At 66.8% G+C, this 19894-nt stretch carries 22 protein-coding genes; 16 read left to right on the plus strand and 6 right to left on the minus strand.

Annotated elements, in window-relative coordinates; genetic code table 11:
• The first annotated feature begins 38 nt into the window (after nt 1-38).
• The 4 genes from glp to DMB37_RS11285 all read left to right on the plus strand — a co-directional run bounded on the left by glp (nt 39) and on the right by DMB37_RS11285 (nt 3866).
• Nucleotides 39-1274: a gephyrin-like molybdotransferase Glp gene (gene glp, locus DMB37_RS11270; RefSeq protein ID WP_135232655.1), complete on the plus strand. Its 1236-nt coding sequence runs from the start codon at nt 39-41 to the stop codon at nt 1272-1274.
• A gap of 24 nt (nt 1275-1298) precedes the next feature.
• A complete protein-coding gene (gene moaCB, locus DMB37_RS11275; protein ID WP_135232656.1) occupies nt 1299-2348 on the plus strand; it encodes a bifunctional molybdenum cofactor biosynthesis protein MoaC/MoaB in 1050 nt (349 codons plus the stop codon).
• A complete protein-coding gene (locus DMB37_RS11280) occupies nt 2335-2769 on the plus strand; it encodes a molybdenum cofactor biosynthesis protein MoaE (protein WP_135232657.1) in 435 nt (144 codons plus the stop codon). Before moaCB ends, DMB37_RS11280 begins: the two co-directional genes overlap by 14 nt.
• 89 nt (nt 2770-2858) lie before the next feature.
• Nucleotides 2859-3866 (plus strand): AraC family transcriptional regulator, encoded by a 1008-nt coding sequence (locus DMB37_RS11285; RefSeq protein ID WP_135232658.1) that lies wholly within the window; start codon nt 2859-2861, stop codon nt 3864-3866.
• 40 nt (nt 3867-3906) lie between these two features.
• Here the strand turns inward: DMB37_RS11285 and DMB37_RS11290 are convergent, their stop codons facing one another.
• The 3 genes from DMB37_RS11290 to DMB37_RS41905 all read right to left on the minus strand — a co-directional run bounded on the left by DMB37_RS11290 (nt 3907) and on the right by DMB37_RS41905 (nt 7151).
• The gene (locus DMB37_RS11290) at nt 3907-4098 is read right to left on the minus strand and encodes a hypothetical protein (protein WP_107658601.1); all 192 of its coding nucleotides are present in this window, start codon (nt 4096-4098) and stop codon (nt 3907-3909) included.
• 192 nt (nt 4099-4290) lie between these two features.
• A complete protein-coding gene (locus tag DMB37_RS11295) occupies nt 4291-5334 on the minus strand; it encodes a GTP-binding protein (RefSeq protein WP_135237493.1) in 1044 nt (347 codons plus the stop codon).
• A 74-nt stretch (nt 5335-5408) separates the two neighbouring features.
• Nucleotides 5409-7151, minus strand: a complete 1743-nt coding sequence (locus tag DMB37_RS41905) for an N-acetylmuramoyl-L-alanine amidase (protein WP_370465363.1) — start codon at nt 7149-7151, stop codon at nt 5409-5411.
• A gap of 486 nt (nt 7152-7637) precedes the next feature.
• On the opposite strand from DMB37_RS41905, the gene DMB37_RS11305 reads away from it, so the two are divergent.
• Nucleotides 7638-7916 carry a LuxR C-terminal-related transcriptional regulator gene (locus DMB37_RS11305; protein WP_167768805.1) on the plus strand — a complete coding sequence of 93 codons (279 nt, stop codon included), beginning with the start codon at nt 7638-7640 and terminating at the stop codon, nt 7914-7916.
• Nucleotides 7917-7940: 24 nt separating this feature from the next.
• Here DMB37_RS11305 and DMB37_RS11310 read toward each other — a convergent pair whose 3' ends face one another.
• Entirely contained in the window at nt 7941-9110 is a 1170-nt protein-coding gene (locus tag DMB37_RS11310; protein ID WP_135232660.1) for a cytochrome P450, read from the minus strand.
• A gap of 314 nt (nt 9111-9424) precedes the next feature.
• Here DMB37_RS11310 and DMB37_RS11315 point away from each other — a divergent pair, with 314 nt between their 5' ends.
• On the plus strand, nt 9425-10726 hold the full coding sequence (locus DMB37_RS11315) for an MFS transporter (protein ID WP_167768806.1): 1302 nt from the start codon (nt 9425-9427) through the stop codon (nt 10724-10726).
• On the opposite strand, the gene DMB37_RS11320 is transcribed toward DMB37_RS11315, so the two are convergent.
• Nucleotides 10684-11190, minus strand: a complete 507-nt coding sequence (locus DMB37_RS11320; protein WP_135232662.1) for a sigma-70 family RNA polymerase sigma factor — start codon at nt 11188-11190, stop codon at nt 10684-10686. The genes DMB37_RS11315 and DMB37_RS11320 overlap by 43 nt on opposite strands.
• Before the next feature lie 260 nt (nt 11191-11450).
• On the opposite strand from DMB37_RS11320, the gene DMB37_RS11325 reads away from it, so the two are divergent.
• The 6 genes from DMB37_RS11325 (at nt 11451) to DMB37_RS11350 (ending at nt 16826) form a co-directional block, all read left to right on the plus strand.
• Complete coding sequence (locus tag DMB37_RS11325) at nt 11451-11822, plus strand: hypothetical protein (protein WP_240772337.1); 372 nt, start codon at nt 11451-11453, stop codon at nt 11820-11822.
• Between the two features lie 26 nt (nt 11823-11848).
• On the plus strand, nt 11849-12598 hold the full coding sequence (locus DMB37_RS11330) for an SDR family oxidoreductase (RefSeq protein ID WP_135232663.1): 750 nt from the start codon (nt 11849-11851) through the stop codon (nt 12596-12598).
• A 247-nt stretch (nt 12599-12845) separates the two neighbouring features.
• Nucleotides 12846-13538 carry a hypothetical protein gene (locus tag DMB37_RS11335; RefSeq protein ID WP_135232664.1) on the plus strand — a complete coding sequence of 231 codons (693 nt, stop codon included), beginning with the start codon at nt 12846-12848 and terminating at the stop codon, nt 13536-13538.
• Nucleotides 13539-13927: 389 nt separating this feature from the next.
• Nucleotides 13928-15094 (plus strand): transcription termination factor Rho, short form, encoded by a 1167-nt coding sequence (locus tag DMB37_RS11340; RefSeq protein ID WP_135232665.1) that lies wholly within the window; start codon nt 13928-13930, stop codon nt 15092-15094.
• 76 nt (nt 15095-15170) lie between these two features.
• Nucleotides 15171-16388, plus strand: a complete 1218-nt coding sequence (locus tag DMB37_RS11345) for an MFS transporter (protein ID WP_240772338.1) — start codon at nt 15171-15173, stop codon at nt 16386-16388.
• A gap of 36 nt (nt 16389-16424) precedes the next feature.
• Complete coding sequence (locus DMB37_RS11350; protein ID WP_135232666.1) at nt 16425-16826, plus strand: PaaI family thioesterase; 402 nt, start codon at nt 16425-16427, stop codon at nt 16824-16826.
• Between the two features lie 156 nt (nt 16827-16982).
• Here the strand turns inward: DMB37_RS11350 and DMB37_RS11355 are convergent, their stop codons facing one another.
• Nucleotides 16983-17420, minus strand: coding sequence for a DoxX family protein (locus DMB37_RS11355; RefSeq protein WP_135232667.1), 438 nt, complete (start codon nt 17418-17420; stop codon nt 16983-16985).
• 99 nt (nt 17421-17519) lie between these two features.
• Between DMB37_RS11355 and DMB37_RS11360 the strand changes: the two genes are divergently transcribed.
• The 4 genes from DMB37_RS11360 (at nt 17520) to DMB37_RS11375 (ending at nt 19699) form a co-directional block, all read left to right on the plus strand.
• Nucleotides 17520-18086 carry a TetR/AcrR family transcriptional regulator gene (locus DMB37_RS11360; RefSeq protein ID WP_135232668.1) on the plus strand — a complete coding sequence of 189 codons (567 nt, stop codon included), beginning with the start codon at nt 17520-17522 and terminating at the stop codon, nt 18084-18086.
• 95 nt (nt 18087-18181) lie between these two features.
• Nucleotides 18182-18574: a hypothetical protein gene (locus DMB37_RS11365; RefSeq protein WP_135232669.1), complete on the plus strand. Its 393-nt coding sequence runs from the start codon at nt 18182-18184 to the stop codon at nt 18572-18574.
• A 90-nt stretch (nt 18575-18664) separates the two neighbouring features.
• Nucleotides 18665-18811: a hypothetical protein gene (locus DMB37_RS40460; protein WP_167768808.1), complete on the plus strand. Its 147-nt coding sequence runs from the start codon at nt 18665-18667 to the stop codon at nt 18809-18811.
• Nucleotides 18812-18919: 108 nt separating this feature from the next.
• Complete coding sequence (locus DMB37_RS11375; RefSeq protein WP_135232670.1) at nt 18920-19699, plus strand: SDR family oxidoreductase; 780 nt, start codon at nt 18920-18922, stop codon at nt 19697-19699.
• The last annotated feature ends 195 nt before the right edge of the window (nt 19700-19894 follow it).

Here is a 19894-nt window from a genome sequence, read left to right on the forward strand (position 1 = left end):
CCTATTGACCCCGTTGCACGGACGTTACGCTTGCCGACATGAACCCTCGGCCTGCCAGCGTCTCGGCCCGGCCCGTCGACGAATACCGGGACAGCATCGAACAGCTGCTGCGGCCACTGGCCGCGCGCTCGGTCGAAGCCGCCTCGGTACCCGCGGCACTGGGCAGGCAGCTCGCCGACGATGTCCGTTCGCCGGTCGACCTGCCGGTGTTCCGTAATTCGGCGATGGACGGCTACGCGGTGCGCGCCGAGTCCGTGGCGGCCGCGCCGGTCACGCTGCGGCTGGCCGGGATCGTGGCGGCGGGCAATGCCGGGCAGACACCGCTGCCGCCCGGCGCCGCGATCAAGGTGATGACGGGCGCGCCGATCCCGCCCGGCGCGGACTGCGTGGTCCCGGTCGAAGACACCCACGCCGACGACGGCACCGTCACCATCGAACGTGGGCGCGGCACCGGCGAATTCGTGCGCGAGGCGGGCACCGATGTGCGCGCCGGAGACCTGCTCATCGACGCGGGCACCAGGCTCGAGCCACGGCACATCGCGGCGCTCGCGGCGGTCGGCCTGCCCACCGTGTCGGTGTTCAGCGCGGTGCGCGCGGCGGTCATCACCACCGGCGACGAACTGGTCCCGGCGGGAAGTACGCTGCGCCCCGGGCAGATCTACAACTCCAACGGCATCGCGCTGGCCGCCGCGCTCACCGCGAACGGGGTCGACGTCGTCTCGGTCGAACACAGCACCGACGATCCCGACCAGTTCCGCAAGCTGCTCGGCGCCGCGACCGACTCCGCCGACGTGGTGTTCACCTCCGGCGGCGTGTCCAAGGGCGACTTCGAGGTGGTCAAGGATGTGCTCGAACCGCTCGGCGGACTGTTCGGCTCGGTCGCCATGCAGCCCGGCGGGCCGCAGGGGTTGACCGTCGTCGATGGTGTTCCGGTGCTGAGCTTTCCCGGTAACCCGGTCAGCACCATGGTGTCGTTCGAGGTGTTCGCCCGGCCGATCCTGCGGCGCCTCGCGGGGCTGGCGCCGGTCGACAGCTACGAGCTGCCGCTGCGCAACGAGGTGGCTCGCTCACCGCAGGGGAAGCGACAGTTCCTGCGCGGCAAGCTGATTCGCGCGCAGTCCGACCACCTCTGCACGCCGGAGGCGGTGGAGTTGGTGTCCGGACCCGGGTCGCATCTCGTCGCGGGGATGGCCTGGGCGGACGTGCTGATCGACGTTCCGGCCGAGGTCACCGCGCTGCCCGCGGGCACCGCTGTGCGAGTGTGGTCGCTGTGATCCGCCGTGTCCCAGGAGTATTCGATGAGTGAGTTGTCCCATGTGGACGGCGAAGGCCGTGCCCGCATGGTCGATGTGAGTGCCAAGTCCGACACCACCCGGATCGCGGTGGCCGCCGGTGAGCTACTGACCACCGCCGAGGTGATCGCGCTGGTGCGCGCCGACGACATGCCCAAGGCCGACGTGTTGTCCACCGCACGGATCGCGGGCATCGCCGGTGCGAAGAAGACCTCGGAACTGATCCCGCTGTGCCATCAGCTGGCCCTGTCCTCGGTGAAGGTCGAGTTCGGTTTCACCGATACCTCGATCACCATCGAGGCCACCGCGAAGACCAAGGGGCCCACCGGCGTCGAGATGGAGGCGTTGACCGCCGTTGCGGTGGCCGGGCTGACGCTGCACGACATGGTGAAGGCGGTCGATCCGGCGGCGACGCTGAACGGAGTGCGGCTGCTCACCAAAGAGGGTGGCAAGCACGGGCACTGGGTGCGACCGGAGTCCGCCCAGAGTGCTTCCAGTGCAACGCATCCCGGCGCAACCGGAGCCGAAGCAAGCGAGGCGAAGCACCAATCCTCGCAGAGCTTTACCGAAGCCAACTCGCCATCCGCCGTCGTTCTGGTCGCCTCGACCGGCGCCGCCGCGGGCACCCGCATCGACACCACCGGCCCGGTGCTCGTGGAATGGCTTGCCGGACTCGGCTTTTCGGTGCGCGGACCGCTGGTCTACGCGGACGCCGACATCGCCGTCGGCTTGGCCGACGCGCTGCGCCTCGAACCGGCGCTGGTGATCAGCACCGGCGGAACCGGCGCCTCCCCCACCGATGCCACCCCCGAGGCCACCCTCGCCGTGCTGACCCGCGAACTGCCCGGCGTCGCCGAGGCGATCCGCCAGCGCGGCACCGCGAAGTTCCCCCTGGCCGCGCTCAGCCGCGGCGTGGCCGGACTGGCCGGTCGATCTGTGGTCGTCAATCTGCCGGGCTCCCCCGGCGGCGTCAAGGACGGCATCGCGGTGCTCGAACCGCTGCTCGATCATCTGCTCGCGCAAGTCGCCGGAGGCGGAAACCATGACAACAACTGAGCCCACCGTCCGGCTGGCCCGGATCAGCGACCAGCCGCTGGACCCCGCTGCGGTCGAGGCGGCGGTGACCGGTCCGCACTACGGCGCCGTCGTGGTGTTCACCGGCAAGGTGCGCGACCACGATGGCGGACAAGCCGTCTCCGCGTTGGAGTACTCGGCGCATCCCGACGCCGAGCGCTTCCTGCACAAGATCTGCGCCGAGCTGGCCGAGTCCTCGGGTGTGCCGGTGGCCGCCGTGCACCGGGTCGGCGCGTTGACCATCGGTGACGCGGCGATCGTCGTCGCGGTCGCCGCCGCACACCGCGCCGAGGCCTTCACCGCCTGCGCCGAACTGGTGGACCGGATCAAGCACGATGTGCCGATCTGGAAAAGGCAGTTGTTCGCCGACGGGCTATCCGAATGGGTCAACGCGTGCGGTTAACCAAGCCGTGACATGAACCCCATGACGTTTCAACACGCCGGCGATAGCGTTGCCGCACACACAGTTCGGCGGCGGCGCGGGAGGACGCGATGGGCACCGATCAGGTTTTGCTGCACCGGTTCGTCATCTCTCAGCTCAGCGCGGCCGGTCTCGATCGAGATCGGCTGATCCGCGAGACCGGGCTGCCCGAGTGGACGATGGCCGGTGCCGACGTGCACCTGCCGAGCCATACCTTTTCCCGGCTGTGGGAACTCGGCGAGCACGGTCTCGGCGATCCGGACGTCGCGCTGAACGTGGCCCGGCGTTATCAACTCCCGACCCTCGGCCTGTACGACTACCTGTTCTCCACGGCCCCCACCCTCGGCGCGGGCCTGGCGACCTGCGGGCCGTACGTCACCGCGGTCACCACCAACCATCGCTTCGACCTGATCGCCGAGAACGACGGCGAAGTGACGCTCTATCTCGACATGATCCGAGGTGAGGGCCGCGGCCGCGACCTCACCCAGCTGTGGGGACTGACCGCCGTGCTCAGCCGTGCCCGACGGGTGGTCCGCGAGCCCGTTGTCCCGCTGCGGGTTTCACTGCGCCAGTCCGCACCCGCCAGAGTGGACACGTTCGTGGAGGTGTTCGGCACCACCGCGATCGACTTCGACGCTCCGGTGGACGCGATCGTCTTCCGCGCAGCGGACATGGAGCTCCCGCTGACCACCAGCGATCCGGTGCTCGCCGCGATTCTGCAGCCGCTGGCCGAGGCCTTGCCGCCACCGCCGCCGCTGGCCACCGCCTGGCCGGAGCGGGTCGCGGCGGCGCTGGCCGACGCGCTGGAAACCGGTGACGTCTCGCTCGATCAGGTGGCGCGCAGGCTGGCCACCAGTCCGCGCACGCTGCAACGCAGGCTGATGGAGGCGGGCACGACGTGGCGGCGGGAGCTGGATCGGGCGCGTACGGCCCGGCTCAGCGCGGCGACGTCCGGCGGACCGCTCAGCCGATCACGTCAGGCCGAGTTGCTCGGCTACTCCGACGCGGGCTCGATGCGGCGCGCGGCACGGCGGTGGTCCCTGACACCACGCGGACGGCAGGCTGCCGCCTTCGACTAGGCGCGATCCAACCCCGGATTCGGCACAAGGCTTTGCGATCTCACGACTTCAGGAAACGCGCCACGATCCCCCAGAACGTGGCGTTCTCGATCGCGCGGAAATTCCAGCTGTTGGCGATCGCATGTGACTCGGCCACGATGCCCGGAACGTCGAAGTCGTCGCGCGTGGCAGTGCCCTTGGCCTCCAGCACTTCGATCACGTACGCGGTGGCGCTCTCCAACGAATCTGACACGGAAAACTCCCATCGGTCGCAGAACGAAACGTCTCGATCATGATTCGGTGCGCCGACCCGACACCACGCACGGCAAGTTCGCACCATTGCGCACGTGCCGACGCGGCGGGCACCAGGACAGTCTCGTGTCCGCCCGCCGCCGCCGCCAGCACCGAACGCGCCAGTTTCGGACCGAACGCGCCAACCTCGTCGTCAGTGCGGCGTATAGCGCCACACACCGAGCAGGGTCTGCGGATCGAGCGGGTCGTCGTCGAGGTGCACGGCGTCCTGCAACCGCTTCAGCGCCAGGTCGGTGTCCAGGCCGGCCCCGATCAGCACCAGCTGGGTCGTGCGGGATTCGCCGCGCGCCCAGTTCTCCGGCTCGAACACCAGGTGCCTGCCGACGAGGTGGAACACGAACTTCCGGCGCTCGTCCGCGATGGGGAAGGCGACGAAGCCCTTGGCACGGAACAGGCCGGGCGGCGGATCCTCCAGGAAACCGATCAGGCCGCGCGGGTCCAGTGGACGTTCGCTGGTGAAGGAGACCGTGACGTAGTCGTCGTGCAGATGGTGATGCTCGGTGTGGTCGTGATCGTGGTCGTCGAGCAGCTCGTCGAAGCTCAATTGCTCGGCGACCCGTGCGGTTTCGCGCATCGGCTCGTCGAACAGCAAGCCGGGCTCGAGTCGGCCGTGCGTGGTCGCGTACACCGGCACCTGCCCGATCAGCTCCGCGATGTCCTGCCGCAAGGTGTTCACCTGCGCGGCGGGCACCCGGTCGGCCTTGTTGACCACCACCAGGTCGGCCAGGCGCAGATGCGTGGTCAGCTCGGGATGGCGCGCACTGCTCGCCGGGAACTGCTCGGCATCGACCACCTCCACCAGCCCGCCGTATCGGATGCGCGGGTTCTCGCTGCCCACCACCATCCGGATGAGATTGCGCGGCTCGGCCAGGCCGCTGGCCTCCACCACGATCACGTCGATCTTGGCGCGCGGCTGCGCGAGCCGAGTGAACAGGTCGTCCAACTCGCCGACGTCGACCGCGCAGCAGACACAGCCGTTGCCGAGCGAGACCATCGCGTCGACCTGACCGGCGACCAGCATCGAGTCGATATTGATCGCGCCGAAGTCGTTCACCACCACGCCGATTCGGGTACCGCGACTATTGCGCAGCAGGTGGTTGAGCAGCGTTGTTTTCCCGGAACCGAGAAACCCCGCGACGATGACAACAGGAATCCGGTCAGCCACGCCGACCACCATACTGCGCGGCGCGACGGCCTCGGAAAAGCCGAACGTCACCCTCGGGGAGGGTGACGTTCGGTCGTTGCTCGGTGTTACTTGGCGGGAGCGATGAACTTCGCCGCCAAGGCGTAGGCGAGGTTGATCAGCTCGGCGGTGACCATGTTGTTGTCCACGCCGAGCGCCTTCGCCAGCGGCATCAGCAGGGTCAGCACCATGTCCATGATCTCGCGGACGGCGGACATGTCGGTCGACTCGTCCACCGGTGGTTTGGTTCCCGGCAGGCTCGGGTTCTGCTGGGTGCCCGGTGCGGTCGGCGACTGCTGGGTGCCCGGGCCCGGGGTGAACGGCGAGGACTGGCCTTGCGGTGCGGTCTGCGCCTGCGGTGCCGGTGCGGACTGTGCGGGCGGATCAATCGACGCCGGAGACGGTTGCCACTGCGGCGAGTTCGGTTGCGGAGCGGTCTGCGGTGCCGGTGCTGATTGCGCGGGCGGCTCGGTTGATGCCGGATACGGCTGGAGTTGCGGTGAGTTCGGCTGTGGTGCGGCCGGCGCTGATTGCGCGGGCGGTTCGGTCGATGCCGGATGCGGCTGGAACTGCGGCGGATTGGATGCCGACTGCGGTTCGATCGCCGGCGGAGACGGCTGCGACGGCGAGTCCGCCGGTGGGAGCGCCAGTTCCTGCGGTGCCGTCTGCATCGGTGGTACGGCCTGGGCCTGCGGGGCCGGTACGGCTTGCGCCTGCGGGTCCAGCGCGACCTGCGGTACGGCTTGGGCTTGCAGGTCCGGCACGGTCTGCGGTGCCGATTGGGCCTGCGGATCCGACGCGGCCTGCGGCACAGCTCGGGCCTGCGAGTCCGGCACGGTCTGCGGTGCAATTCGGGTCTGCGAGTCCGGCGCAGTCTGCGGTGCGGGTTCGGCCGCGGCAGGCTGCGGCGCTGGTACCCCGACCGCAGGCTCGGTCACCGCCGGCTGCGGCACGGGTGCCCCGACAGGCTGCTCCCCCGCCACATTCGGCGGCACCGATTGCGGGCCGAGCAGATAACTCACCAGCCCGGTGGTGATGGCGACAGCGTGCCTGAGCTGCCCTTCCTGGCTCTCCAGCAGCGCGGCGTCCTCGGCGTTGGCCCCGTTGCCCATCTCGATGAACACATCGGGTACCGCGGTGAGCGCGGGCCCGGCGATATCCCGGCGCGACTGCAAACCGTGCGGGCTCGCGTACGTCGCGGGCACGAATCCGGCCTGCACGTACGCGTCGCGCATCGCGGTCGAGGCGGCCAGCCCGGCACTGGACTGGATGTGGTCGATCGTCGGGTCGGGAATGGGCAGCTCGGGCACGATCAGGTGGAAGCCGCGCTGGTCGGCGGGCGCGCTGTCGGCGTGGATGCTCACCGCGACGGCGGCACCGGACTCGTTGGCGGCCCTGGCGCGGTCGTCGATGCAGCCGCCCCAGCCCACGTCGTCCTGGCGGCTCAGCACCACCTGCGCGCCGAGCTGCTCCAGCGAGGTCTTCACCAGCTGCGCGACATTCCAGTTGATGGTGTGCTCGGGCACGCCGTGCACCGTGGTCATGCCGGTCGTCTGGCAGTCCTTCATGCCGCCGCGTCCGTCGCTGACCTGCTTGGCGACGTTCTCGCCGTGTCCGGATCCCTGATGGCCGGGATCGATGAACACGGTCTTGCCCGCGAGTTTGGTCGCCGCCTCCGACTGCGCCGGAGTGGCAGTAGCGGTGCCCGGAACCACGCCGGACAGCGTCACCGTGACCGCGGTCGCGACGGCGGAACCGAGGCCGGCGCGGACGATGCCTGATTTCGCATAGAACGCCTGGTAGATAGACAAAGCAGCTCCCTAGTCCCGTGATGGTCCCGTGAGCCGTTCCAGCCCGTCGAGCTAAGCGGAATCGCTCTCGGTGTTACTGCTGGTGCTGTTGTTACAGGAGAGCATAGCGTCTACCGCCTCGCGAGTCCGCGACTCGTGACCTTGCAGAGGTGCACATACGCTTCCTCAGGCACGCGACGAGCAAGACACTTCCGCACGGCCTTCGCAGCGGTGTCGGTGTCAGCGCGGACGTGTACCGCCGACGAACGTCGAATCCCGCGGACGAGTCGAACATGCCGACACGGGATACTCCTTTCCGCTATCGATCAATACACACGCCGATACGGAATAGGGGTTGCGGACTAGATCAACCCTCGGTCAACCCCCGGAAAGTGTTGTCTATAAAGGCTCTTCAAAGGCTGCTAACATTTCGAGCTAGCCTGGTCACCAGCCACCCAGCGGATGGCAGTGGTGCACCTCAGCGCTGGTCAGCGGAAGAAGATATCCATGCATTACCATGCTTCCAACGGTTTATCTCGCCAAGAATTCGAGATGCTGCGGGCGCTGTCGACAGGCAGCCGGGACGAAGTCGTCGCACGGGCTATGAATGTGAGCGTCCGAACGATGCGGCGGCGGTTCGCCGAAGTCATGGCCGATCTGCAAGCGCACACACGCTTCCAAGCGGGATTTATGGTCGCCCGAGCAGGGTGGTTGCCCAGCTACGGCGTCGAATGCTCCTTCACTTTGCAAGATTCGCACCTCGACCTGCGATTTCACGAGTTCTAGCTAACGACGAGAGCCGTAATGAAATCACGCTGCTGCGGGGATGAATCGCACAGGTAGTTCAGCGAGACTTCGCACTGTAGCCGTACGCTTACGAACTGGACTACCGGCCGGCTCCAATTTCGAAGGGTGATGCAACAACGTGCGTATCAACGCTTGAAGTACTATTTTGGTGAATAAGTTCCCGATACACGAGTGCGGACCACGGCCGAACGAAAGATGCTTGTTCGGCGACCTGTCCAGAAGTAGCGTGTCCGGATCATGGAACTCCGCTGGATCTCGATTCGCCGATCCGAACAGCATGAGAACGATGTCACCAGCGGATATCACGGTATCGCGAATAAGCGTGGTTTCCGTAGTTGCCCTACTGGTGCCCTGGACCGAGGAGTCGTATCTCATCAGCTCTTCGAACCCGGTGGACATGATTTTGGGATCCCGCATGCGTTCGATAGATCCGGGATGCGCCAAGAGGGTAAGCATCATGTTCCCTGCGCCGGCTACGATCGAACTGTACCCGGACTGGAAAACAATTCTCGTCGTATTCCTGATATAGGTATCCGGCAGGTCTGTGAAAACCTTTGTTCTGGTTACTTCCGACAGCAAGCCGGGTCTGGGATCGGCCGCGAACCACGCATCGACCAGCTCGTTCAACCGGGCACGCGCCGCAACACCGGCCGGCTTGACCGATGGATCCAGCCCGGCGTCCATGCTGCGCACAATGGCGTCCGAGATGGGGTCGTACAGGTCAACGGCCGGGCACGGGGTTCCCACCAGGTCGGACACCGTGCGCAACGCCAAGGGGGCGATAACGCGGTAGATCATGTCGAACGTCTCGCCCGCAGGCACGGCGTTCAGCAAGGACTCCGCGGTGTTCTCCGCCCGACGCGTGAGGCCTGCAAGATCCTGCGCCCGCAGCGCATTGGTGAACAGACTTCGCAGCGGGCCGTGGTCCGGTGGATCAAGCAGTTGCAGGCCGAGTTGGGGGTCCGGCACGTCCTTTCCGATTCGTCGCCAGTCGGAAGCGAAAGCGCCGTTGTTGCGAAGAACAGCCTGGCAGTCACGGTAATGAGTAAGGACCCAGCAGTGCATCCGCTCATGCCAGAATATCGGGCCGGCGGACCGGAGTGCCGCGTAGACGGGATAAGGATTCTCCAGCACAGCAGGATCTAGTGGATCGTACGCAAGTATTTTCGTCACACCAGCTCCTGAGGTGGCGAGGAATGATCTTATAGATTCGACGTCAATGCAGCCGGACCCGATTCGACCGGGCCCGGCTGCGCTAATTCTCACTCGCTGTACAGCATGCCGCCACCCCCTCGAATGGTGCTTACACCCGAATCATTGCCTCAACGAGTCTGCCAGCGCTACAGAGCGGGGATCAACCACATCGCGCATGCTGGCATAAAGTTGCCAGTGTGGTCTAGGCCCGTTGTCCGATGTTCCCGAAGCGGAGTGCGGCACAGTATTATCGAAAATCGCAGCGGCAATCGGCAGACCTACGGATATCGGATATGGTGAAGAGTAGAACTTCGACTACCGGACACGCAGACGATTCCCGGTTAAGATATCGCGATGCGTTTGCGGTGCCCGAGTTCCGGGTCCTTTTCGCTTCGCACGTCATTTCCATGCTGGGCACGGTGATAGCCGAGTTTTCGCTGAGCGTTCTGGTTTATCGGCGCACCGGCTCTCCGCTGCTCACTGCGCTGGTCTTCGCGTTGGCGTTCACGCCGCACCTGTTCGCCGGAGCATTGTTCTCCGCGCTCGTGGACAGAATTCCGGCGCGACGGCTGCTGGTGTCCTGCAACCTGGCCACAACACTGCTGGCGGCCGCGATGGCGATGCCGGGAATGCCGGTCTTCGCTTTGCTGGGCCTGGTGTTCGTCATGGGCTCGATAAGTCCGATATTCGCAGGCACCCGAGCAGCCACGCTCGCGGAGATTCTCCCGGATTCCGCGTATGTACCAGGCAGAAGTCTGTTTCGCCTGGTCGCCCAAGGAGCACAGATCGTCGGTTTCGGCGGCGGCGGCTTGCTGCTCGTTGTGATGTCGCCGTCGAGCGCACTCTGGATCCAGTCGGCCATGTTTCTCGTCTCGGCGGTGCTGCTACGGGTGGGCACCGCACGACGTCCCACCAGCGGCCACACCGACAGTTCCCTGCTGCGGGACTCGATCACCGGGCTCCGTGGGATTCTGGCCGTCGGGCCGCTACGGAGGGTCTTGTTTCTGGGCTGGGCGATCCCGGCCCTGTCCGTTTTCGCTGAAGCGTTGGCCAATCCCTATGCCCACGCGCGCGGTTTCACGAGCGTCGAGCTCGGCATCATGATGGCCATGCTGCCCTTGGGGACCGTCCTGGGAGAGTTTCTGGCCATGTGGCGGCTCACCGCGAGCCGGCAGCGCGGGCTGGTGCCCTATCTCGCGGCATTGGTCTTCGTCCCGGTGCTGAGCTTCTGGTTCCAGCCCAGCTTCGCGATCGTCGCGCCGATCCTGCTGTTGTCCGGGATGGGCTTCGCCTACCACCTCGGGCTCGACCGACTGTTGATCGAAGTGGCCCCGGAACACTTACGGTCTCGTGCCCTCGCGGTGCAAACCGCAGGCCTGATGTTCTGGCAGGGGCTGGGATTCGTGACCGCGGGGGCCCTTGCGCAATTCGCGCCCGCTAGCGCGGTGGTCTCGGTCAGCGGAGCAGTCGGCCTGCTCGCCACCCTGTACCTGCGTCCCCGAACCGAAGACATGCGGCCGTCGGGTCCGACCGCCGTCGGCAACCCTCGGAATCAAGCGCCGCGCGGCAGGCTGCGCAGCGACCGCAGTGCGTAATGCACGCGCGTCTTCACCGTGCCGACCGGGACCCCGAAGTCATCGGCGACCTCTTGATAGGCGCGATCGCGCAGGATCACCTCGACCACGGCGTCGCGCTGCGGTGCGGGCAGCCGGGACAGCAGGTCCGCGACCAGCAGCCCGTCGACCAGGCCATCCGTGAAGTCGGGGTGGGCATAGCGGATGTCGCTGAGCTCGCCCACTTCGTCCCAGCCGGTGTCGCCCGGCCGCGCGGCCCGCGCGCGGATCATATCGATGAGGACGTTGCGCAGAATCGTCAGCAACCAGGATCGGACGCTGCCCTTGGTCTCGTCGAAGAACGCGCACGAACGCCAGGCCCGCAGCAGTGACTCCTGCACCGCTTGCTCGGCCAGCCCGCTATCGTTCAGCGCACGCATCGCTCGCCAGTGCAGCAGTGCCCGGTCGGTCGCCAGCAACGCGGCCAATCCCGAGTCGGTGCACAAACCCGCGCACTGCGCGTCGCAGGACCTCGGCCGTCGATTCTTGCGGACGGACCTGAGCTGAGCACATGTCATACCTCGATATCGCGGCGGCCCAGATCGATGACAACATCGTGCGCGATTTGGCTATGCACCGACACAAGAAAAAGTGAATACGCCCACATTCACCCGAGGTGTCTGGTAGATCTTGGCCCCGGAGATTCGGGGATCCCCAGGTCAGCCGCTGCGTGGCGGTTGCAGCACGACTCGAGGAGAACGTCGCCATGCGTGCACATGCCTTCCTGATCGCCGGCGCCATGACGTCCGCGATGACCCTGCTCGGCGCCGCGACGGCGGCGGCCGAGCCGGCGAACACCATGCCCGAGGACGGCCTTTATCTGGTCGGGATCGACATCTTCCCCGGCATCTGGGAGGCCCCGGGCACGCCCGACCCGGCCTACGCCTGTGATTGGCGCAGGCTCTGGAAGGTCGAGGGCGACAACACGAATATGCGATACATCATCGGCAACAACTTCACCCGGCTCGGTCCGATCCGCGCCGAGATCAAGGCGACCGACGTGGCCTTCAAGACCGTGAATTGCGGCCGGTGGCGCCTGCTGCCCCCGCAGCCGAGCACCGGATCGGCAGGCGGCTGACCCGACCCCCTCGCTAGGGTCAGCCCATGACGAGGACGAAGATTCTGATCACCGGTGCGAGCGCGGGTCTCGGCGCAGGCATGGCGCGCGACTTCGCGAGCAAGGGCCGCGACCTCGCCCTGTGCGCTCGACGGCTGACCGCGCTCGAGGCGCTGCGCAACGAACTCGTCGCGGCCCATCCGGAGATCACCGTGGCGATCCGCGCGCTCGACGTGAACGAGCACGCGGCGGTGCCGCGGGTATTCGGCGAGCTGCGCGACGAGCTCGGCGGACTGGACCGGGTCATCGTCAATGCGGGGCTCGGTAAGGGCGCGGTCATCGGCAGCGGCCGGGCCGACGCCAATATCGCCACCGCGACAACGAATTTCGTCAGCGCGCTGGCGCAGGCGGAGGCGGCGCTGGAGATATTCCGCGCACAGAACGCCGGGCACCTGGTCCTGGTGTCGTCGATGAGCGCGGTGCGCGGACTGCCGGGCAAGAAGGCCGCCTACTCGGCGAGCAAGGCGGGCCTGGACGCGCTCGGACAGGCACTCTCGACCGAGCTGGCCAAGTCGCCGATCGCGGTCACCACGCTGCTGCCGGGGTTCATCGCCACCGATATGGCCGCCAAAGCGGGCGATGCGCGCCTGGTGGCGCCGCTGGACAAGGGCGTCGCCGCGATGGTCGGTGCGATCGAGAAGGAACGGCGGCGGGCGTTCGTGCCTGCGTGGCCGTGGCGACTGCTGGGTCTGGTGCTGCCGGTGCTGCCCGGTGCGGTCGTCGGCCGCATCAGCTGAGCCGCCGCATCCATTTGTGAAATAACGTGTCGCGCGCCACATTAATGGATGCTGAGAGTTAGCTAAATGTCTGAATTTATGTTTCTTTAACACAGATCACTTCTATTTGACGCTTTCCTGGCGCCTCCTGTTACTTGTTCGAAACAAAGGACGACGAGCCTGTTCAGAGGTTCGTATTGATGGGCCGCGCCGGCTCGAGCCCCCTGCGGGCCGACGGTGCTCCTGCTGAGGAAAGTGTCTGAAAAGTATGAGGGTCAAGAAGTTTGCTGCCGCGTCCACCCTGGTCATCGCGGCTATCGGGATCACGAGCGGCACCGCGTACGCGGAACCTGCCGCGCCGGCCCCTGCCCCGGGATCGACCGTGCAAACCGACATTCTGCCCGGCATCCACTACACCGCGAATGTGGTCGACAAATCGGTCGTGTTGAAGACCGACGCCGGGTCACTGACGACCCAGGGCACCCAATTCCAGGTGCTGGACAATCAGGGCCGCCTGGTTGCTGGCATGCCGCTGACGTATCTCAAAGACGGTATGGAATGGCCAATCGCGGCTCAAATCGACGGTAATACCGCTACTTTCACCCCGAGCACCGATGCGGCGGACGCGCACCCTGCGTCGATGCTGCAACCGGTCGCCGCGAAGGATGTCGCGGGCGCCGACTTCAACACCGCGCTGAGCACCGCCGCCACCCAGTTCGGCCTGGCCACCGCCATCGGCACCCTGGTCGGCACCATCGTCGGCGGCGCGCTCGGCTGCGTCGCGGGTGCGATCATCGGCGCTCCGCTGGTCGTGCCGACCTTCTTCGCCGGCCCGATCGGTCTGTGCATCGCGGGCGCGGGCGTCGGCATCGCGCTCGGTGCCGCGGCGGGCATGATCGTGCTCGGCGTTCCGGTCGGCATCGCCAGCGCGATCCAGTTCTACAACTCCGTGTACGGATAAGCAGCACCGCATACCGCCGAAGCCCGGCAGGCGACGTGTCCCCCACGTCATCTGCCGGGCTTTGCCGTATCCGGAGAGGGCATTCGCCCGGGTCACGGGAATATTCACCCACCAGGGGCCGTTGAGCTGATAGCAGACGATGATGTGTGGCAGCTGCCGCCCGTCCGGACCCCGGTGAACGACACCATTGCGCGCCGAAGATCGAACCTGTACTCTCGGCCACGTCTTCTACTTGTGGATGTAGCTAGTTCTCCCACAAGAATTCTGAGATCCCCTCTCCGACCCGGTCGACAGAACCGTTCCGGAGTACCCCGAGGATCTTGCTCCGCGACGCTCGTCGTCGCCTTCACGGCCGTTTCGCCGTACTCACTCCGCTGTAAGGAAAACCCATGAACCCCAACACAATCAACGACAACCCCGCCGAAGGCGGAGCGGCCGAACAAGACCCGGCCCGCACCGTCACCGGCATCCTCGACCTCACCGACAACCGCGGCACCCTGCGCCTCGACGGCTACCTGCCCGGACCGAGCGACATCCCCGTGCCGCACCGACTGATCCGCGAACATCACCTGCGCCGCGGCGACTTTCTCACCGGCACAACACAATCCGCCGGTGCCAACGGCAAACCCGCACCGCTGCGCACCGTCGACACGGTCAACGGGCAGCACCCGGACAAGATCGCCCACCGGCCCGCCTTCAATGACCTGGTACCGATCTACCCCAACCAACGCCTCCGCCTGGAAACCGAACGGCACGCCATGACCACCCGCGTCACCGACCTGGTCATGCCGATCGGCAAGGGACAGCGCGCCTTGATCGTCGCGCCCCCGAAAGCGGGCAAAACCTCTGTGCTGCAAGCGATATCGCACGGCATCGCGAAGAACCACCCCGAGTGCGAGCTCATGCTCGTCTTGGTCGGCGAGCGCCCCGAGGAGGTCACCGACCTGACCAGGGCCGTCCCCGCGGACGTGGCCGCCGCTACCTTCGATCAACCCGCCCGCGAACACATCGCGGTTGCCGAGCTCGCCATCGAACACGCCAAACGGCTGGTCGAAATGGGCCGCGACGTCGTCGTCCTGCTCGATTCGCTGACCCGCCTCGCCCGCGCCTACAACCTGGCGAGCCCCGGCTCCGGCCGGGTGCTGTCCGGCGGCGTGGAAGCCTCCGCGCTCGCCCCGCCCAAGCGGTTCCTCGGCGCCGCACGCAATATCGAGAACGGTGGCTCGCTCACCATCATCGCCACCGCCCTGGTGGAGACCGGCTCGCTGGCCGACACGGTGATCTTCGAGGAGTACAAGGGCACCGGCAATGCCGAGCTCAAGCTCGACCGCGCCGCTGCGAACCGCCGGGTGTTCCCCGCCGTGGACATCGGTCAGTCCAGCACCCGCAAGGACGAACTGCTGCTCGCACCCGACGAGCTGGCCGCGACGCACACCCTGCGCAAGACCCTCGCCACCCTGGACGCCCCACAGGCGCTCGACCTGCTGCTGGAGGGGCTGCGCAAGTCCGAGACGAACGCCGAATTCCTCGCCCCGATGCGCGCCGGGCGCGGCTGAGCGGGTTTTCGCCCTGAATATGGTGGTGGCGTAAACCCGCCGGATCAACGGCTGACCCGCTGGTGAACTGGGCGCCGTGTCCACCGTTCTCGCACCTCCTCCGGTATCCCCCCGCAGCACGCTGACCGGCTGGCTCGCCGTGGTCTCGGTGATGCTCGCCATCTTCTCGATCGTCACCGCCGAGATCCTGCCGATCGGCCTGCTCACCTCGATCGGTGCCGACTTCACCATCTCCGACGGTATGGCCGGGTTGATGATGACCACGCCCGGACTGGTCGCCGCCGTCGCCGCGCCGGTCGCGATCGTCGCCGCCGGGCGGATCGATCGGCGAATCATGTTGTGCCTGTTCATGTTTCTGCTTGTGCTCAGTAACGTACTGGTGGCATTCGCACCGGTGTACTTGGTCGTGCTGGCGTCCAGGGTGCTGGTCGGCATCTCCATCGGCGGGTTCTGGGCCATCGCGGCCGGGCTGGCCCACCGGCTGGTGCCCGAAGCTGCGGTGAGCCGGGCCAACGCGGTGATCTTTGCCGCGGTTCCGCTCGGATCCGTGCTGGGCGTGCCGGCAGGCACGTTGCTCGGTGAGATCGCGGGCTGGCGAACGACATTCGTGGTGGTCGGGATGCTCGCGACCGGAGTGCTGGGCATGCTGGTGATGTCCCTGCCGCCGCTGCCCGCTCAACAGACGATCCGAGTTGCCGTATTACGTGGGCTACTCCGCGGCATAGACGTCCGATTCGCCTTGCTGACAACATTTCTCGTAGTACTTGCGCATTTCGGCGCCTACACCTACGTCACTCCGTTTCTCGAACAGGTGACTCGTCTCGGACCGGGCATGGTCACCCTGCTGCTCCTGATCTACGGTGCCGCAGGCATTCTCGGTAATTTCCTGGGCGGCGCGGCGGTCGAGCGGCATCCCCATGCCACCTTCGGCTGCGCCGCCGCACTTCTGGCGGGTGCCACCCTCCTACTACCCCTGCTCGGCCAGTGGCAGGCCGGCGCGCTGGTGCTCCTGATCGTCTGGGGTATCGGGTACGGCGCGGTGCCGGTGTCGTCGCAAGCCTGGTTCACCAAGGCCGCGCCTGATACGCCGGAGGCGGCCTCGGTGCTGTTCACCGCTTCCTTCCAGGCAACGATCTCGCTCGGCGCGCTGGCCGGCGGCTTCGTGGTGGACCGCGGCTCGCCCACCAGCGTCATGCTGTACGGCGGGCTCACGGCGATCCTGGTGATAGTCGTAGTGAGCACCCACGCCATGCGGCGCAGCCGATCGGACCGAGAAGCATTACCTCGCGGGTAATCGACCGGACGCACCGGATCGGGGAGGATCGCGACCATGATCGATGAGACGGGCACCAAACTGTTCCACCAAACCATGCCGTTCACCGAGCGGCTCGGTATCGAGGTGCTCCAGCACGGCCCCGACCTGGTCCGCAGCCGCATCGCCTGGAACGAGTCCCTGTGCACGCTCGGCGGCGTGCTGCACGGCGGCGCACTGATGTCGCTGGCGGACGCGACCGGCGCGGTGTGCGCCTACCTGAACCTGCCGGAAGGCAAGGCAGGCACCACCACCGTCGAATCGAAAACCAACTTCGTCCGAGCGGTCCGCTCCGGCTATGCCACAGCCACGTCCACCCCGCTGCACGCGGGCCGTTCATTCATCGTGGTGGAGACCGAAATTCGCGATGACGCGAACATGCTCGTCGCCAAGGTGACCCAGACCCAAGCCGTGCTGTAGCCCCTGTTGTCCTCGGCAGGCGCGATGCATTCCAGGTCTGCGAGTCTCTTTTCGACGGATGACCGAACCGGCTGGAGCTGCTGACGCCGACTGGCTGCACCGGAGAAAGCCGGCCTGCGCAACGTCTTTCGTTGCGCAGGCCGGCTTGTCTGTTGCTCAGGCGAAGAGGACCACACTCAGTGCGGCGATGAAGAGAACCTGGACCAGGGCGCGCAGCGGTAGCGGCATGGTCTTGATGCCGAGGTCTGCTTTCGCGGCGCGAATGTTGGCCGGGAACAGGGAGATCAGTAGGAGGATCAGGGCTGCGGCGGCGAGTTTCGCGGTGGCGGGGATGAGTAGTCCGGCCGCGCCGGCCAATTCGAGGACGCCGGTGAGGGCGACCAGGGCGGCTGGGTTGGGCAGGTTCGGCGGCACCATTGCCACCAGTGCTTCGCGGCGCGGCGAGAGGAAGTGGGCGCTGGCGGTCAGCGCGAACATGGCCGCGAGACCGAGTGCGACGGCGTGGGGCCACGAGTCGAGCCAGTCCGGCCCGGCCAGCCAGCCGATCAGGCGGGCCAATGCGGTGACGACGGCGAGTACAACCAGCGGTGCCATCAGGGTCTCCTACGTTTCTAGCGATCAATCTTGACACTGGAAAGATTAGGATCGAGCGCCAAACTTGTCAATGACTAGATTCTCGGGCACCATCGAAGCATGGCGAAAAGCGGCTATCACCACGGCGATCTGCGGGCCACCATCCTGGCCGCGGCGGCCGACCAGATCGCGAGCGACGGGGTCGACGCGGTGTCCCTGCGCGAATTGGCCCGCCGGGCCGGCGTCTCGCACGCGGCGCCCGCGCACCATTTCGGCGATCGCGCGGGGGTGCTGACCGCGCTGGCCATCGAGGGATTCGAGCTGCTCGCCGCCGAACTGACGCAGGCCGGGGCCGACTTCCGCGAGGTAGCCGTCGCCTACATCCGTTTCGCGCGCGAGCACCCCGGGCATTTCGACGTGATGTTCCGGCACAGCCTGCTGCGGGCCGACGACCCGCGCCTGGCCGAGGCGCGCACGAAGTCCGCTGCGGCGCTGCGCTCCGGCGTGTCCGCCATCCAGCCCGGCGACGTCGAGCAGCAGCAGGCCACCCAGCTGGCCGCCTGGTCGCTGGTACACGGATTCGCCGCGCTGTGGCGCGAAGGGGCGCTGGATAATTCGAGCCTCGCCGACGGGGCCGACCCCGAACTGCTGGCTCGCCGGATGCTCGCCACCGTGCACTTCGACTAACCGGCAAACTCTGCCGTCCGATAGCAAATCCCGGACAACGCGAGCAGCCGCCGCGCGCGTACGGCACAGTGGGGCACCAGGATTGCGGAAAGGAGTTGGCGCCACCGCCGGTGGCCGCCGTCGACACCATGGACATCCATGCTTACCCGACCGAGTGCACCACCCCGGTGACCCTCGCCGAGGCCGAACGTCTCACCGAGCGCTACCTGTCCTTCGACGACGACGCCGGGCGCGGGATCACCAATCGGATCACCGAATTCGACAGCTGCTTCGTCGTCGTCGCCATCTTCACGCCACCACCGCCCACCGAAAACCGCACTCCGCCAAGCCCGCTGCCCATCGGCGGCACGGTGAGCACCATCGACAAGGCCAGCGGCGCCATCACCCTCTGGCCGACCTACCCGGCCGACCTGGTCGCCGAGCACCACGCGGCGGCGGTGCGCGCCGGTCGCCTGATCATCGAGGAAAACTGGCCTGCGAGCGGCTGATCAAGCCGACGCGGCGGTGATGCGGTCACGGTCACCCTCGGTCGACGGCAGCTGAACCAATGGCAGGTACGGGTTCTCGACCAGCCTGAGTTGGAAGAGCTCGAGGTCGAGGGGGCCCGCCGTGGGGTGGTCGATGCCGATGGCGGTCCCGACGAACCCATCGACACCGCCGCGCTCTGCGAGGACCCCCGGCAGACCCTCGAATCCTGGCTACGTACGACCAACGGGAAGTCGTGACCCGCGACACCGTGCGTCACATTCGTTCGACCTGATCCGTCCTAGCAGTACACAAGCTGTTGCGGCACGGGGAGAGCGGCGCTCGGTCCGGACGAGAGGGGAACGATCATGGTTGGGACGATTCTGGTTACCGGAGGTACCGGCACGCTGGGGCGGCAGCTGGTTCCGCTGCTGGTGGGGGCGGGGGCGACGGTGCGGCTGTTGAGCCGTCAGGCACACGAGTCGACGAATGGCGTCGAGTATGTGGTGGGTGATCTGTTGCAGGGGGACGGGGTGGCGGCGGCGGTCGCGGGAGCCGAGGTGGTGCTGCATCTCGCGGGCGGGCCGAAGGGTGACGACGTGGCGACCCGCCATCTGGTGGATGCGGCAGCGCGGGCGGAGGTCCGGCACTTCGTGTTCATCTCGGTGATCGCGGCGGACAAGATCCCGCTCCGCTACTACCGGACCAAGACAGCTGCTGAGCGGATCGTCGCCACATCCGGGGTGCCGTGGACGACACTGCGCGCCGCCCAGTTTCACGACCTGGCCTTGACCGCAGTGCACGTGCTGGCCAAACTCCCGGTGGTGCCGGTCCCCCGTGGGGTGCGACTGCAGCCGGTCGATACGCGCGACGTCGCGGCGCGGCTGGTGGAGTTGACATTGGACGAACCTGCCGGGCTGGTGCCAAATCTGGCCGGGCCGACGGTGTACGAACTGGCCGAGGTGCTGCGCGACTATCTGCGGGCGAGCGGCAAACGACGGCTGCTGCTGCCGGTGCGGTGGCCGGGAAGGACCGGCAAGCTGTACCGCGCCGGCGCGAATCTGACCTTCGACGGCACCCAACGCGGTCAACGGACGTGGGAACAGTTTCTGGCCGAACAGGTGGACCGGCAGTCACCGAAGTCGTAGCGGCGCAACCTCACCCGTAGGGATGAGGACGGTATCAGACCGCAGAGTGAGGCGACGAAGCTCGCGCGCAGACCAGACTGAGCGCTTGTGCGGCTTACCAGTGTGGCGACCCGGACCGCAGGCGCCGCCGACGGACTGGAGGCCATCGAGAAGACCTATGCGCTGGCGGTCATGAATGCCGCCCTGGACGGCGTG

Source organism: Nocardia sp. CS682 (genome assembly GCF_004634405.1).
Taxonomy (GTDB): domain Bacteria; phylum Actinomycetota; class Actinomycetes; order Mycobacteriales; family Mycobacteriaceae; genus Nocardia; species Nocardia ninae.